The organism is Streptomyces sp. SX-6 (genome assembly GCF_059089585.1).
This window is the reverse complement of record NZ_JBTHHU010000005.1, coordinates 57,180-70,356: the sequence shown is the minus strand read 5'-3', so window position 1 is coordinate 70,356 and position 13,177 is coordinate 57,180. Positions and strand designations below refer to the sequence as shown.

Annotated in this window: 16 protein-coding genes; 9 read left to right on the top strand and 7 right to left on the bottom strand. The window is 67.9% G+C overall.

What is annotated here, in order from left to right:
* Positions 1–177: 177 nt before the first annotated feature.
* Entirely contained in the window at positions 178–960 is a 783-nt protein-coding gene (locus ACV530_RS07855) for a VOC family protein (protein ID WP_494331554.1), read from the top strand.
* A gap of 60 nt (positions 961–1,020) precedes the next feature.
* Here the strand turns inward: ACV530_RS07855 and ACV530_RS07850 are convergent, their stop codons facing one another.
* Positions 1,021–1,218: a DUF397 domain-containing protein gene (locus ACV530_RS07850; protein ID WP_494331553.1), complete on the bottom strand. Its 198-nt coding sequence runs from the start codon at positions 1,216–1,218 to the stop codon at positions 1,021–1,023.
* A 13-nt stretch (positions 1,219–1,231) separates the two neighbouring features.
* Positions 1,232–2,083 carry a helix-turn-helix domain-containing protein gene (locus ACV530_RS07845; protein ID WP_494331779.1) on the bottom strand — a complete coding sequence of 284 codons (852 nt, stop codon included), beginning with the start codon at positions 2,081–2,083 and terminating at the stop codon, positions 1,232–1,234.
* A gap of 254 nt (positions 2,084–2,337) precedes the next feature.
* Between ACV530_RS07845 and ACV530_RS07840 the strand changes: the two genes are divergently transcribed.
* Positions 2,338–2,814 carry an ATP-binding protein gene (locus ACV530_RS07840; RefSeq protein WP_494331552.1) on the top strand — a complete coding sequence of 159 codons (477 nt, stop codon included), beginning with the start codon at positions 2,338–2,340 and terminating at the stop codon, positions 2,812–2,814.
* Between the two features lie 624 nt (positions 2,815–3,438).
* Entirely contained in the window at positions 3,439–4,530 is a 1,092-nt protein-coding gene (locus ACV530_RS07835) for a hypothetical protein (protein WP_494331551.1), read from the top strand.
* 12 nt (positions 4,531–4,542) lie between these two features.
* Here the strand turns inward: ACV530_RS07835 and ACV530_RS07830 are convergent, their stop codons facing one another.
* Positions 4,543–5,019: a rhodanese-like domain-containing protein gene (locus ACV530_RS07830; protein ID WP_494331550.1), complete on the bottom strand. Its 477-nt coding sequence runs from the start codon at positions 5,017–5,019 to the stop codon at positions 4,543–4,545.
* 93 nt (positions 5,020–5,112) lie between these two features.
* Between ACV530_RS07830 and ACV530_RS07825 the strand changes: the two genes are divergently transcribed.
* Entirely contained in the window at positions 5,113–5,571 is a 459-nt protein-coding gene (locus ACV530_RS07825) for an Lrp/AsnC family transcriptional regulator (protein ID WP_494331549.1), read from the top strand.
* Here ACV530_RS07825 and ACV530_RS07820 read toward each other — a convergent pair.
* Positions 5,504–6,328 (bottom strand): TetR/AcrR family transcriptional regulator, encoded by an 825-nt coding sequence (locus ACV530_RS07820; RefSeq protein ID WP_494331548.1) that lies wholly within the window; start codon positions 6,326–6,328, stop codon positions 5,504–5,506. The genes ACV530_RS07825 and ACV530_RS07820 overlap by 68 nt on opposite strands.
* Positions 6,329–6,448: 120 nt before the next feature.
* Here ACV530_RS07820 and ACV530_RS07815 point away from each other — a divergent pair, with 120 nt between their 5' ends.
* The 4 genes from ACV530_RS07815 (at position 6,449) to ACV530_RS07800 (ending at position 9,694) form a co-directional block, all read left to right on the top strand.
* On the top strand, positions 6,449–6,667 hold the full coding sequence (locus ACV530_RS07815) for a hypothetical protein (RefSeq protein ID WP_494331547.1): 219 nt from the start codon (positions 6,449–6,451) through the stop codon (positions 6,665–6,667).
* A 109-nt stretch (positions 6,668–6,776) separates the two neighbouring features.
* Entirely contained in the window at positions 6,777–7,148 is a 372-nt protein-coding gene (locus ACV530_RS07810; RefSeq protein ID WP_494331546.1) for an MmpS family transport accessory protein, read from the top strand.
* A gap of 556 nt (positions 7,149–7,704) precedes the next feature.
* Positions 7,705–8,550, top strand: coding sequence for an MmyB family transcriptional regulator (locus ACV530_RS07805; protein ID WP_494331545.1), 846 nt, complete (start codon positions 7,705–7,707; stop codon positions 8,548–8,550).
* 85 nt (positions 8,551–8,635) lie between these two features.
* A complete protein-coding gene (locus tag ACV530_RS07800; RefSeq protein WP_494331544.1) occupies positions 8,636–9,694 on the top strand; it encodes a PhlD in 1,059 nt (352 codons plus the stop codon).
* Position 9,695: 1 nt separating this feature from the next.
* On the opposite strand, the gene ACV530_RS07795 is transcribed toward ACV530_RS07800, so the two are convergent.
* The 3 genes from ACV530_RS07795 to ACV530_RS07785 form a co-directional block, all read right to left on the bottom strand.
* Complete coding sequence (locus ACV530_RS07795) at positions 9,696–10,565, bottom strand: helix-turn-helix domain-containing protein (protein ID WP_494331778.1); 870 nt, start codon at positions 10,563–10,565, stop codon at positions 9,696–9,698.
* Positions 10,566–10,706: 141 nt separating this feature from the next.
* Positions 10,707–11,360 (bottom strand): maltokinase N-terminal cap-like domain-containing protein, encoded by a 654-nt coding sequence (locus ACV530_RS07790; protein WP_494331543.1) that lies wholly within the window; start codon positions 11,358–11,360, stop codon positions 10,707–10,709.
* 107 nt (positions 11,361–11,467) lie between these two features.
* Positions 11,468–12,082 carry a TetR family transcriptional regulator gene (locus ACV530_RS07785; RefSeq protein ID WP_494331542.1) on the bottom strand — a complete coding sequence of 205 codons (615 nt, stop codon included), beginning with the start codon at positions 12,080–12,082 and terminating at the stop codon, positions 11,468–11,470.
* 82 nt (positions 12,083–12,164) lie between these two features.
* Here ACV530_RS07785 and ACV530_RS07780 point away from each other — a divergent pair, with 82 nt between their 5' ends.
* Entirely contained in the window at positions 12,165–13,088 is a 924-nt protein-coding gene (locus ACV530_RS07780; RefSeq protein WP_494331541.1) for an oxidoreductase, read from the top strand.
* Positions 13,089–13,177 lie beyond the last annotated feature (89 nt).

Below are 13,177 nucleotides of genomic sequence, written 5' to 3'. Positions count from 1 at the left end.
CATGGTTGCGCTCCCGCTCCGGTTGTGCACGCGGGGGCGCCCGCGCTCGCATAGCCGGGCGATTGTCAGTGGCCGGTGCCAGACTGAGTCCGGGTGGGGGGGAAGGGCCTCCGCGGGCGTCGCCCTGCCCGATGTCTCCGTACGTTTCGCCGAAAACCGTCGAAGGAGCACACCACCATGCTCACCACTGACTTTGTCGCCGGAGCGCCGAGCTGGATCGATCTCGGCAGCCCCGACACGGAGGCGGCAGCCGCCTTCTACACGGCCGTCTTCGGCTGGGATTTCCAGTCCGCCGGTCCCGACGCGGGCGGCTACGGCTTCTTCCAGCAGGACGGCAAGACGGTCGCCGCCGTCGGCCCGCTGACCGAGGAGGGCGCGTCCTCCGCCTGGACGGTGTACTTCCAGACCCCTGACGCCGACGCCACCGCCAAGTCCGTCGAGCAGCACAACGGCAGGGTGCGGGTCGCCCCGTTCGACGTCATGGAAGCCGGCCGCATGGCCTGTCTCACCGACCCGTGCGGTGCGGAGTTCGCCGTCTGGCAGCCGGCGGCCGTCGCGGGCCTCGAGCGGGCCTCGGAGGACAACACACTGTGCTGGGCCGAGCTCCATGTCGCCGACGCGACTGCGGCGTTCGCCTTCTACCGCTCGCTGTTCGGATGGCGCGGGGAGGACATGGAGGTCCCCGGCATGACGTACAAGATCCTGTCCACCGCTGACGGCGACCAGCAGCAAGCGGCGTTCGGCGGCTTGGCGCCGCTGCAGGAGGGCGACGAGCCGCGCTGGATCCCGTACTTCAGCGTGGCGGACGCGGACGCGCTCGTCGCGGCGGCGCAGGAGAACGGCGGCACGGTGCTGATCCCGGCGTCCGATGTGCCGGACGTCGGCCGCATCGCCTGGGTCGCCGACCCGTTCGGGGCCCCGTTCGCGGTCCTCAAGCCGGCGCCTTCGCAGGCGGCGTAGGGGGGCGGGCAGTTGGGTGCTGCGGAGCCGCTCGCGCGGGGCGGCTCCGCGGTTCGATGACTACGAGGTGTGCGCGTAGGGGGAGTTGACCGCACTGCGGGCGTGGGTGAGGAGGGCGCGCAGTGCGGTGGGGGTGGCGGCGATCACGGTGGTGGGGGCGTCGCTTTCACGGATGAGTATTCTGCGGGGGGTTGGGGCCAGTTCAAGGCAGTTGTCTGTGTCGGTTGAGAACGATGACTTGAGCCATTGGGTTTCCACTGTTTCTGCGCCTCTATACGTGTTGTGCCACTTCGTGGATGAAGTCCTGCGACTGATCAGGGGTGAGGGACTTCTCCTCGGTACGGTCCAGCACTGCCCGGTAATTGGTCAACTGTGACTCCGTATCCACGAATGCCGACCCTGTCGGTGTGTCGAGCTGCACGGTGTCGAGGTTGGCAACGGGGCCGGAAACGTAGAGCGTGGAACTCCCGGCGTTAGGGAAACCGCCGGCGGAAAACGGGATGACCCGGACGGTGATGTTGTCGCGCTGAGACTCCCTGAGGACATGCTCAAGCTGGGTGCGAGCCACCTTTCGACCTCCGAACTCCATGCGCAGTGCCGCTTCATGGATCAGGAACGTGCACGCAGGCGGGTTCGGCCGGTCAAGTACGTCGCGACGGCGCAAGCGGTGTGAGACCTTACGCCGAAGGACGACCGGGCTGAGTGTCGGCACCGCCTGCGCGAAGACTGCTCGCGCGTATTCCTCGGTCTGCAGCAACCCGGGCATGTGCATGATCTGGACTGTCCGAAAAGCGACGGCGTGGTGTTCCAATTCGGCAAGGTCAAGGGCGCTGTTGGGGAGCATGTCGCGGTATTCCTCCCACCAGCCCCGTCTGCGCTCCTCAGCCATCCTCGCCAATGCGTCGATGTAAAGCTGATCGGTGCAGCCGTAGATTTTCGCGAGAGCCCTGACACGTTCAGTGCTCACGCCGAAGCGCCCGGCCTCGATGTTGCTGATGCCGGTCCGGTTCGTGCCCAGTTGCTCGGCTGCTTGTGGCGCGCTCATTCCAGAGCGCTCTCGCATCTTGCGCAGCTCCGAGCCAAGTCGCTGCTGCCGTGCGGTCGGTGCTGATCTCGGTGGCACGTGCGCTCTTCCTCCCCTGGAGTCGCGCCCCATGCTGCCATGCTGGTCAGTTGAGCGACATGTAATCCCAACGGGTTTGCCGTATCGGTAGAACGGGTGCGCCTCTGTGCTCTAAGGTCCTGGCAGTGCCGCGCCGCATCGTCGCGAAGGCGCGAAGTGCCGCTCTGGCCAGGCCTGTTGAGAGTCTGGCTGGTTGCCGGAATCGCGGACGTCGGCGTGTGTCGAAGGCCCGAACCCGCGCCAGGAGGCTCACCATGAGTACGGCTACGCTCAGTTGTTCCCGTAGTGCCCCCACCCCCGGATCCGAGAAGTCCTACACGATCACCGCACCAGCGGACCCCACTACCGCCCGCCTCGCCAGGGAGTTCGTCACCGCAGCCCTCAACGCAGTGGATCGCCCCGCCCTCATCGAGAACGCCCGCATCTGCGTCTCCGACGCCGTCGCCAACGTCGTGCTCCACGCCCGCGTCGCCGACCTCACCGTGGAGATGGCCGTCCACCCCACCCACGTCATGGTCGCCGTACGCGACGACGACCCCACCCGTCTCCCCTGGCCACGCCCGGCCTGCACGGACGCGGAGGGCGGCAGGGGACTGACGCTGGTACGCCACCTCTCCGACGCCTCCGGCGTCACGTGGGTATGGGACGGCCTCGACTTGATCGGCAAGAAGGTCTGGTTCCAGCTGGGCGAGGGGGTGGGTGCGGGGGCGGGTTCGGACGATGCGGAGTGAGCTGCGCTGCTGCGCGGCTTGGTGGGGCGGCATAGTGCTCGGGTGGGTGCGGGTCTCGTCTCGCGCCTTCGGCGCACTGCGGCGGGCTACGGGCGAGGAGGGGGTCCTGGCTGGTGCCCGCTGCCGGGTGCCGATCCGTTGCGCTGTGCGGGGGTGGGCTGGGCCTCGCGGGTCCCGTGTGCCACAGCCTGGATGCCGAACGGCGAACCGGGTACCGGTTTCCTTACGTCTGAGGGCTGTTCTCGGGCGGAAACCGGTACCCGGTTCGCCAGTCACCCCTCGCGGCGGTAACAGGGGCGATATCTGGGGCTGTTGATGCGTGGCAAGTGGTTTACCGTTGAATAGCGGTGAGTTGACAAACAAGGAGTATTCGATTCCAGGAACGTAACTTACTCACCGCTGGCGGAGTCCAAGCCGCACCCCCCACCCGCGCAGCCCAGTGGACCGGCACCCGGCAGCGCGCATCAGCCAGGCCCCCTCCTCGCCCGTAGCCCGCCGCAGTGCGCCGAAGGCGCGAGACGAGACCCGCACCCACCCGAGCACCATGCCGCCCCCAACCAGCCACCGGCCTCGGCTCCCCGGCCCCCCGGTCACCCCGCCAGACCCCAAGCGCACAATGAGCGCATGTCGAATCATTCGCCTGGTGTGTCCCGTAAGGACCGGAGGAGTGCCGTCTTCGCGGCCATCGGTGGTCTCGTCATGGCGATCGCCTCGCTCGCCCTGCTGTGCGTCCTCGTCCCCAACAGGATCGCCGCGGAACGCGACTTCGTCGCCGCCACGGCGTGCCCCGCGCAGGCTCCGTCGTCGGAATGCGAGCGGCCGGTGACGGCCCGCGTGGACACGACCGTTGTCGAGCACTACAAGACGCCACGGGAGTGGATCAAGGTCACCGTGCCCGACAGGTCCACGCACACCATCCGCATGGGCAGCGGCGGCCGATCAGTCTTCGGCATGGTCAAGCCCGGTGACCAGGTGACCCTGTGGTACTGGCGGGGCGACGTCCGCTTCATCGACTTCCGTGGGGTGCGGCAGTACACCTACGAGGACCCGAGGGGCGACTACCGCCTCCCGGCCTCCATCGGCATCGGTCTGCTGGCCCTGTCCGTGGCCAACTTCTTCGGCGCCTACTGGCTGGCCCGCCGGTCGGCCGTGTCTCAGAGGGTCTCGCCCTGGCAACTCGTGGTACCTGGCATGACGGCGCTCTGGGTCGGCGGCGTCGGGGCGCTGGCCGTCTACCTGACCTCGGACATGGGCGAGGCGCTGCGGTACACCGCGCTCGGGTCCGTACCCGGCGTGCTCGTGGCAGCCGCCACGGTCGCCTGGAGGCTCCGGGCGGACCGGCGGCGGACGAGTGACACGATCGAGGTCACCCCGCTCGTCCCCAGCAGGGAGGAGCTCTTCGACGGCTTCGTCCTCGGCGACGTCCCCTATAGCGTGGACGGCTTCAACGTCCTCGTCGCCGGTCCGGGCTTCCTCGCGTCGACCCCCGACCCCACCGGCAAGATCGCCCGCAAGCCCGTGCCGCGCACGCTCGTCGTGGAACGCGTCCGGCCGCCGTACCGCTCGGACCCAGGGCCGGACATGCCGGAAGGCCAGATCGCAGAGTGCCGCGACGGTGATGAACGGGTGCTCATCGCCGCGCCTCCGGAGTACATGCCGTGGGTCCTCGGCGCCCTCCAGCCGGCGCCGTCTCCGGAGGCCGTTCCCCATAGGTAGTCCGGCAGGAGTTCAGCAGGCGCAGTGCACGGACCCGATCGGTGCCGTCAACGGGTCGGCTGCCCGCTGCTCGAGGCCGTTCGCGCCCTCGACGGGGAAGCCCTCGCGGATCCAGTACTCGATCCCGCCGATCATCGCCTTGACGCGGTAGCCGAGTTGGGCGAGCGCGAGCGCCGCACGGGTCGCGCCGTCGCAGCCGGGACCCCAGCAGTAGACGATGACCGGAACCGCCGGATCCAGCAGGTCCGCGGCGCGCGTCGGGATGTCGGCGGTGGGCAGGTGCACCGCACCCGGTACGTGCGCCTGCTCCCATGCCGCATCGCCCCGCGAGTCGACGAGCACGAACCCTGCCTCGCCGGACACCAGCGAGGCACGGACGTCGGACACGTCCGCCTCGAAGGCGAGGCGCGCGGCGAAGAAGGCCGCCGCCTCGGCGGGTGCGGCCGGCGGGGTACGGAGAGCGGGGCTGATCTGCTGTGCATTCGTCATGCCGTAAACGCTATGGTCACGGCACCTCGCCCTGAACCCGCGATCAACGCCCCTGCGTGCTTCTCGCCGTGGAATCCGTGCTATCAATCGGCCATGGCCGCTGAATCCCTTGACGCCACTGATATACGCATCCTGGAAGCCCTGCAACGCAACGGGCGGGCCAGCTATGCCGAGTTGGCCCGTAGTGTCTCCATGTCGCCGAGCGCCGTCACGGAGCGGGTCCGGCGGCTGGAGGAGAGCGGTGTCATTTCCGGCTACTCCGCGGTCGTGAGCCCTGAGTCCCTGGGGCTCGGCATCCTGGCCTTCGTCCGCCTCCGCTACCCGACCGGCAACTACAAGCCGTTCCACGACCTGCTCGGGACGACTCCCGAGATCGTGGAGGCGCACCATGTGACGGGCGAGGACTGCTTCGTCCTCAAGGTCGTCGCACGCTCGATGCGCGACCTGGAACGGACCGCGGGCCGCGTCGCCGCCCTGGGTTCCGTCACCACGAGCGTTGTCTACTCCAGCCCGCTCCCGGGCCGCTCGGTGACGGAGGCCGTGTCCTCGTAGCGTCCGGGAAGATGCGGGACAGGTGGTAGTCCAGCACCGCCCCTACGTCCGCCAGTGAGCGGCGCTCGTGCACGACGTCCAGGCCCAGGCCCGTGGTTCCCGACACCAGCAGATCCGCCTCGTGCCGCGCGTCGAGGCCCGGGGCGGTGGTCCCCGCGGCCTGGCCCGCCTCGATGAAGTCCGCGGCGAGTGCCTCCAGCGGATGCTCGGCGGCCAGGAAGACCGCCGCGAGCGACGGGTCGGTCAGGCTGCGGGCGTAGTACGCCGCGAACACCCGCAGCGCGAAGGCGCGTTGTTCGTCCTGCGGCAGGAGCTCGTCCAGAAGCGCCCGCAGCAGCGTCCGCGGGTCCGTCAGGCCGGAAGGGAAACGCGCCCTGGCCAGCCGCTCGTTCTCCTCGTGCAGCCGGCGCAGCGCGTCGACGAGGAGGGCGTGCTTGCTGTCGAAGTGGTACTGGACCACGCGCAGCGATACGTCGGCCTCGGCCGCGATCCGGCGCACGCTCGCCGCGTCCAGACCCTCTTCGGCGGCGATGCGCCACACCGCCTCCGCGATCCGATGCCGTTGGCGCGCCTGCGTGTTCGTCAGCCGTGCGGCTGTCGGCACTGCCGGGGCGCCCGGTTCGGGCAGTTGCCGCTTGCGCTGACGGTACGCCCGGGCCTGGCAGCTGCGGGAGCAGTAGACGGCGGGACGGCCGCGCGTCGAGGGGGCGACGCGCGTGCTGCACATCAGGCACGCCGTCGGGTTTTCGTCACGCATGAGCCTCACCGTAGCATCGAAAAATGTGTGACGTAATGCAAGATTTTCCCCTGTAATCAAGCCATTTGGCCCGCGCCGATTGATACGTTCGTATCCCATTACCTCACGGGAGGAGAGGCTGTGAAATACGACGTCCTGCAGGTCCTCGGCATGGCGCTGACGGTGACCTTCGCTCAGGGGCTCTTCCGGCTCCTCGTCAACCATGACCACCGGGGCCTCCTCGGCTGGCTGTCCGACGGCTTCACCCCGGTGTTGCTCGCGTATGTCTCTCTCGTCGCCATCGGCGTCGGCCTGGCGAGCTGGGCGCATACGAACGCGAAGGCCCTCGGCCGCCGTTAGTGATCCGGAGCGGACGGATCGGGGGATTCCCCTTACGGCTGTTTTGCTGTAGCTTTACCTCGCGTTTAATCTTGGCCAGTCGTTCCAAGTACCGCCAAAGGATTCGCAAGTGAAGCGCCCCGTCCGCACTGTTCTGCCCGTTCTCCTCGTCACCGGCTTTGCCGTGACCGCTTCCGGTTGCTGGACGGACGGCGATGTGGAGAACAAGGCCTACGAGGTCACGTACGAGGTCACCGGAACCGGTGTCGAGGAGATTGACTTCGGCAGCGAAAAGGGCACGGAACCGGTCAAGGGTCCGAAGGTGCCGTGGCGCAAGACGGTCACGCTCAAGGGCACCGAAGCCCCGTCTGTCGCGGCGGGCCTGGGGGAGAAGGGTGAGGCGACGTGCAGGATCACGTACAAGGGCCGGGTGCTCAAGGAGAAGACCGTGAAGAAGGAGTTCGACACCGCCATCTGCGTGGCGGTCTCGCCCGCGGTCTGAACCGGCATGGCGCCACGCCCCTGGCCAGGGGCGCGACAGCAGCCGGGAGGCGGGCACCTGGTGCGGTGCGCCGCCTGCCCGGCGGATGGCGCGGCGCGCGAGTGTGCGGCCGCGGGCGCGCGGTGCGTGGTCGTCGATGCCCGCAACTGCGCGATGGTGCAAGGGAAATGAGTGACTGCTTCCGGCGGCTGAGCGGCGGCTCCGCTCCTGCTTGCGCGGGACATCTTTCCAGCCAGTGGCCGAGAAGCTAGTGTCTCAAGTAGTCGAATCAGCCCAAGGCAGGGCGTAAGCCGGAACGTGGTAACTGCCGCCGTATGAGCTCTGCCCATTGCCGCCATTTACCGTCGAACGATGACCGCATCGTCCCCCCTCCCGTTAGAGACGCGCCACTCACCGTGTTGCGGTGGCGAATGGGTTCGTCCACCCCCGTAGGCCGAACCCGAGTCTGATGATGCAGCAGAGATGCGATCATTACTTCTGGGAACTTTTCCCAGGAAAAATTGGCCGATCAAAAGGACTTCCCTTGACGGGGGTGCCGTGATAACAGGGGGAGGGCATGGACAAGGCAGCTCTTCAGCAGTTGCTGCGCGAGCGGCGAGCCGCTATCGCCCCGGAAGAGTACGGTTTGTGTCGACCGTCCAGGCAGGGACGACGGGCTCCGGGTCTCAGCCAGTCCCAGATCGATCAGCTGCTGCATCGAACGCTCGGTACGTACAACCGGCTCGAGACGGGTAACTACCCCAATCCGCCTGAGGAGTTATTGCGGGACGTTGCCCGGCTGCTGGCGTTCAACGAGCACGAGTGGACGCTGCTATGGCTTTACATCCTGCATCGCGACCCTCCGACACCCCTCCATCCCACTTCCGGCACGGAAGTCAGCGGGGCATGGGACACGGTCGTCCAGAGCATTTCGCACATTGCCTACATCAGCGATCAAAGCTGGCGCGTAGTGACCTACAACGAGCCGTTCGCCGCGATGTTTCCCGACCGCAAGGTCCCCAGCAACACGATGCGGTGGATGGTTCTCGATCCCGCCGCGCGAGATGTCCTGGCCGGATGGCAGGAACACTGGCTGCCTCTGATCCTGCCCCAGATGAGGGCGGCAGTCGCCGCGTTGCCTCACGATGAGACGCTCGCCGAGCTGGAGGCGGACATTCTCGCCGACCCCGTCACGGGTCCGCTCTACAGAGCGGGTGGTGGCGGCAGACCGGGCGACGGCCGCAGGTTCACGCACCCGGACGGTGACGTGCGCCCCATGAATCACGCGGAAATGGGCCGCGGTTGGGTGACGCTCTGTGCGGCCGAGCCTTTGTCGTCCCCTCGCGTTCGCCTCATGGTGATGGTCTTCGAACCAGGCGAAGCGCTCCCCAAGTCCGCCCCGACCGTTCTGCGAGCCCTATGAGCCTCAACTCATCTCCAGATGCAGGGGACTTAACTCTCAGGCATTCGTGGAATCCCCCTCTATCGTCCGCTCCATGGAGGACACGTTGTCCGCATTCGTTGCGCGCCCCGCCATAGCCCTGCCGGAAAACGTCATCACCACCGACGAGATCTGTGACGACGTCCGGCGGCATCACAGCGACAATCCGCGCTTGGAGTCGCTCCTGCGCATCCTTCGCGCCACCGGCGTACGTACCCGCCGGTTCACCCGGCCGCTTCACTCACCGACCGTCTCCGGAACCGCCAAAGTCGGAGAGCGCAATGCCGTGTCCTTCGACGACAGTGCTCGGCTGGCCGCGGAGGCGGCCCGGACCGCAATCGCCAACGCGGGGCTGAAGCCGTCGGACATCGACGCGGTCATCACCAGCCACACCACATCGTGGACCATGCCGGGCCTCGACATCCATCTCGTCAACGCGCTCGGCCTGCGCCCCGACATCCGGCGGATCCCCATGAGCACCCTCGGGTGCGGCGGTGGGGCGCAACTCCTCATCCGTGGCGCGGATGACGTGGCGGCCCACCCGGGCAGCCGCACTCTGGTGGTCGCCGCCGAGACACTCAGCACGGTCTACCGCCATGAGGACACCGACTTGGGGTCCATGATCTACAAGGCCCTGTTCGGTGACGGCGCAGGGGCATGCGTCATCACCGACACCCCCCTCGACCGTGGCTTCCGCATCGATGCCACGTGGGAGTACGTGCTCTCCGACAGCGTCGACCGCTATTGGACCAGCGTGGACGAGCTGGGAGTGCACTTCAACTCCACCGGCAAGGGCCCCGAGGCCGTCCTGGACGTCATGCCGCCGCTGCGCAAGTGGCTGGACACCGTCACGAACTCGCCGTCGCACCAGCCCGATTGGGCGGTGATTCACCCCGGCGGGCCGCGGATCCTCACGAGTATCGAGGAGGAGCTCGGCCTCGAAGCCGAGCTGCTGGGGCACTCGTGGGACAGCCTGGGGGAGAACGGGAACCTGGGTGGCGTAGCTGTCCTGGACGTTCTGGCCCGTACGTACGAGACCCCGCCCGGCGCCGGTGATTCGGGACTTCTGGTGGCGCTCGGGCCCGGCTACTACGCCACCGCGTGTCACGGCACTTGGTGCGACTGACTCACTCGGTCATGTCCGGCTGAGGCCCGGCCGACGGGGCAGGGAAATAGCCTGTCGGATCCAGGTCGGCCGGGTACTTCAACGTCGGCCGGTTCGGCCGGGCTGTGCCGTCGGGGTGGAACAGCAGCTGGAAGAGCTGGATTCCACGCGATCCGATCGGCTCGCTGACGGAAATGGTCACCGAACCGGGCCCGAGCTCCGAGTGGAACAAGGGCCTTTCCGACCCGTCGGGATGGGCGTGTCCGGGAGGCACGCTTCTGTACAGGTCGCGCGTTACGGGATCGGCCAGGCAGCGTCGTACCAGCCAGCGCAGCGTCGGGTTGTCCTTGTACTGCGTCAGTGCCACGCGGAGTTGGGGGACCACCAAAGGAGCCCACCGAGTCCCCCAGTCCATCAGGACCTTGTCGCGGGCATCGTCGCTGAACAGCATCCAATGCATGCTGTTCAGCGGCACCCGACGGTCGGGAAAGATGGCGGCGAAGGCGTCGTTGTAGGCGAGAACGTTCCACCCACGGTCGCACAGGTACGCAATCCCTGAGTACGCGTCAATGACGTCCGCCCAGCGCCCTGGTGCCTCGGTCGCCGTCATGTGGCGGCCGAGCGAAAACGGGGGCTGCTCGCCGCGGGCGTAGCCGTAGAAGACGACCCATTCCTGTGCGCTGAACCCCAGAATCTCGGCGATGTCGCGCAGATACTCCGGCGAAGGGTTGTCCAGAACCCCCCGCTCCAGCTTGCCGTACGTTCCCGGTGCCCGTATGAGCAACTGGTCCATCTGTGCCTGTGTCAGCCCCGGCGACTTCCTGCCCCTCGGGTCGGACCGTACATGCCCCACACTCTCGGGCCTGATCGCCCCTCTCCGTTCGGTAAGCATCTGTCGCAGCGCTTCGACATCCATCCCCAAGCCCCTGGCCTAGTCCAATTGCCCTCTACCGGCCGAGTTCGGTCGGTCCGGCGAGGGCTTTTCAAACGGCAGGTTATTTCAGGAATTTCGCTGACGCATAAACGGCAATGCTCAGACCTGCGGGGCGGTGTGCAAGGCGGCGAACAGACCGTGGACGCGGGTGCCGTCCGGCTGCTGCCACCAGCCCGTGACATGGCCGGCCGCGTCCTGCGGGATTGCCGTGCCGGGGCGCAGGATGCGGTTCAGGCGGAGGGTCGCGGTGTGGGAGGGGGCGGTGAGTTCGGTGGACTCCTGGTTGTCGGTCGCGGTGGGGAAGTCTGTCGGGAGCGGGCCGTCGCCGGTGAAGGAGTAGGCGATGTCGGGGTCAGGGGCGTTGCTCGCGTTCTGGTCCTGGGCCTGGGCCCGGCCCTCCATCAGAGCGAGCAGCTCGGCGACGAGCACCGGGTCGTGACAGCCGTCGTAGGCCCAGCGCTTGCCCAGCACCCCGTGGTCCATTGTCCCGACGAGGGCGTCCTCCGCGCCCTCCAGCGGGGCGCCTCGGTAGGTGAGCGGCGCCAGGTAGGCCGTCGGCTCCGCGGCTGCCGTGTCGGTCATCACCATGAACTCGATGCCGACCTCGCCCGCCGGGTCGTCCAGCCGGAAGCCGCCTGCCCTTTCCAGCTGCGGTGCGCCGGCGCCGGGCCGGAACCACGGGCGGGTGGGCAGCCAGGAGGCGAGCAGCTCGTCCTTGGAGGGGCTGAGGGTGGTGTTGTGCACGACGGCCATGAGGAGGGTTCGCCTTCGTCGAGGGGAGGGATGGATGACGCCCCATCCTGACCTGCCGGTTGGGGCCGCGCCAGGTGATGCGTGCCTCAACCGGAGCCGTCCGGTCGTCAGTTGCGCTGTGCCGCGTCCAGTGCCGGGGCGATGACCGCGAAAGCGCGGGCGACCAGTTCGGCCGGGTCGTCCGTGCCGTCGCTGCTGCTCCAGCGGTGCAGCACGGTGTTGAAGGCGGTGAGCGCCATCCCCGCGGCCAGCTGGGGGTACAGGTCGGCGCTGTGGTCGAGGTCCAGGCGGTGTGCCAGTTCCGTCGTCAGGGCGTCGCGCCACTGGGCCTGGCGTTCCAGGAAGCGGGCGTGCAGGGCCGGGGTGCGCAGGATGAGCTGGACCACGCTCAGGGCCCGGTCGGCGTGGTCGCCGCAGGCGGCCAGGGGAGCCGAGACGGTGTGGAGGAGGGCCGTGGAAGGGAGTTCCTCGGCGGGGCGGGCGGCCAGGTCTGCGGCCATGCCCGTGCCCATGTCGGCCAGGAACTGGACGACCACGTCCTCCTTGGACGCGAAGTAGCGGAAGAACGTCCGCTTGGAGACTCCGGCGGCGGTCGCGATCTCGTCGATGGTGACCGCGTCGAACCCCTTCGACGCGAGCAGCTGCAGTGCCGCGCTGGTCAGTTCGTCCGAGACGAGCCGGCGTTTGCGCTCGGCCAGGGTGACGTCGGGGCGGGGATTCACGGGGTCCAGGGTACATGGCGTGCTGCGCATGACACTGAGAGACATCTTGACACTTGGTGCCACGAACGGCAGTTTATGTCTCATGACACAGCATCAGCGTTGGACCGCCGCGCAGATACCGGACCTGACCGAGCGGGTGTTCGTCGTCACCGGGGCCAGTAGCGGCCTCGGTCTGGCGGCCACCCGGGCGCTCGCCCGCAAGGGGGCGCACGTGATCCTTGCGGTACGGGATGTGGAGAAGGGCTGCCGGGTGGCCGCGGAGATCGGCGGCGAACTCGAGGTGCGGCGGCTCGATCTGGCTGATCTCGAGTCTGTGCGGGCCTTCGCGGATCGGTTGCGCGCCGACCATTCGCGGTTGGACGTGCTCGTCAACAACGCCGGTGTGATGGCGCCACCTCGGACGCTGAGTGCGCAGGGGCACGAGTTGCAGTTCGCCTGCAATCACCTCGGCCACTTCGCCCTCACCGGGTTGTTGATGGATCTGCTGGTTGCCGGGCGCAACCCCCGTGTGGTGAGCGTGAGTTCGGTCAATCACCGGAAGGGGCGGATGTTCTTCGATGACGTCTCCGGTGAGCGCCGTTACTCGCCCATGGGGTTCTACAACCAGTCCAAGTTCGCGAATGCCGTTTTCGGGTGGGAGCTTCACCGGCGGCTCGCGAAGGCCGGCAGCCCGGTGCGCAGTGTGCTCGCGCATCCCGGCTATACCGCCACCAACCTGCAGATGAACGGGCCCGTCGGGCTGTGGCGGGTGGTGTTCGGGCGGATCGGCAACCCATTGCTCGCCCAGGCCCCGGACGATGGTGCGCTGCCCCAGCTGTACGCCGCGACGGACCCGAGCGTGAAGGGCGGGGAGTTCATCGGGCCGGATGGGATGGCCGAGTTGCGTGGGGCGCCCACGCGGGTGGAGCTGGCGGCCGCGGCGGCCGACGCGGAGACCGGGCGGCGGCTGTGGGAGCTGTCGGAGAAGCTGACCGGCGTGCGGTTCGGGTTCCCGGCCGCCGTTTGAGGCGTGGGTGGGCCGAGCGGGTGGACTCGGGGATGTTCTTGAGAATGTCGATATGTCTCGATCGTGACGTCATTCATTCTCAATGAACA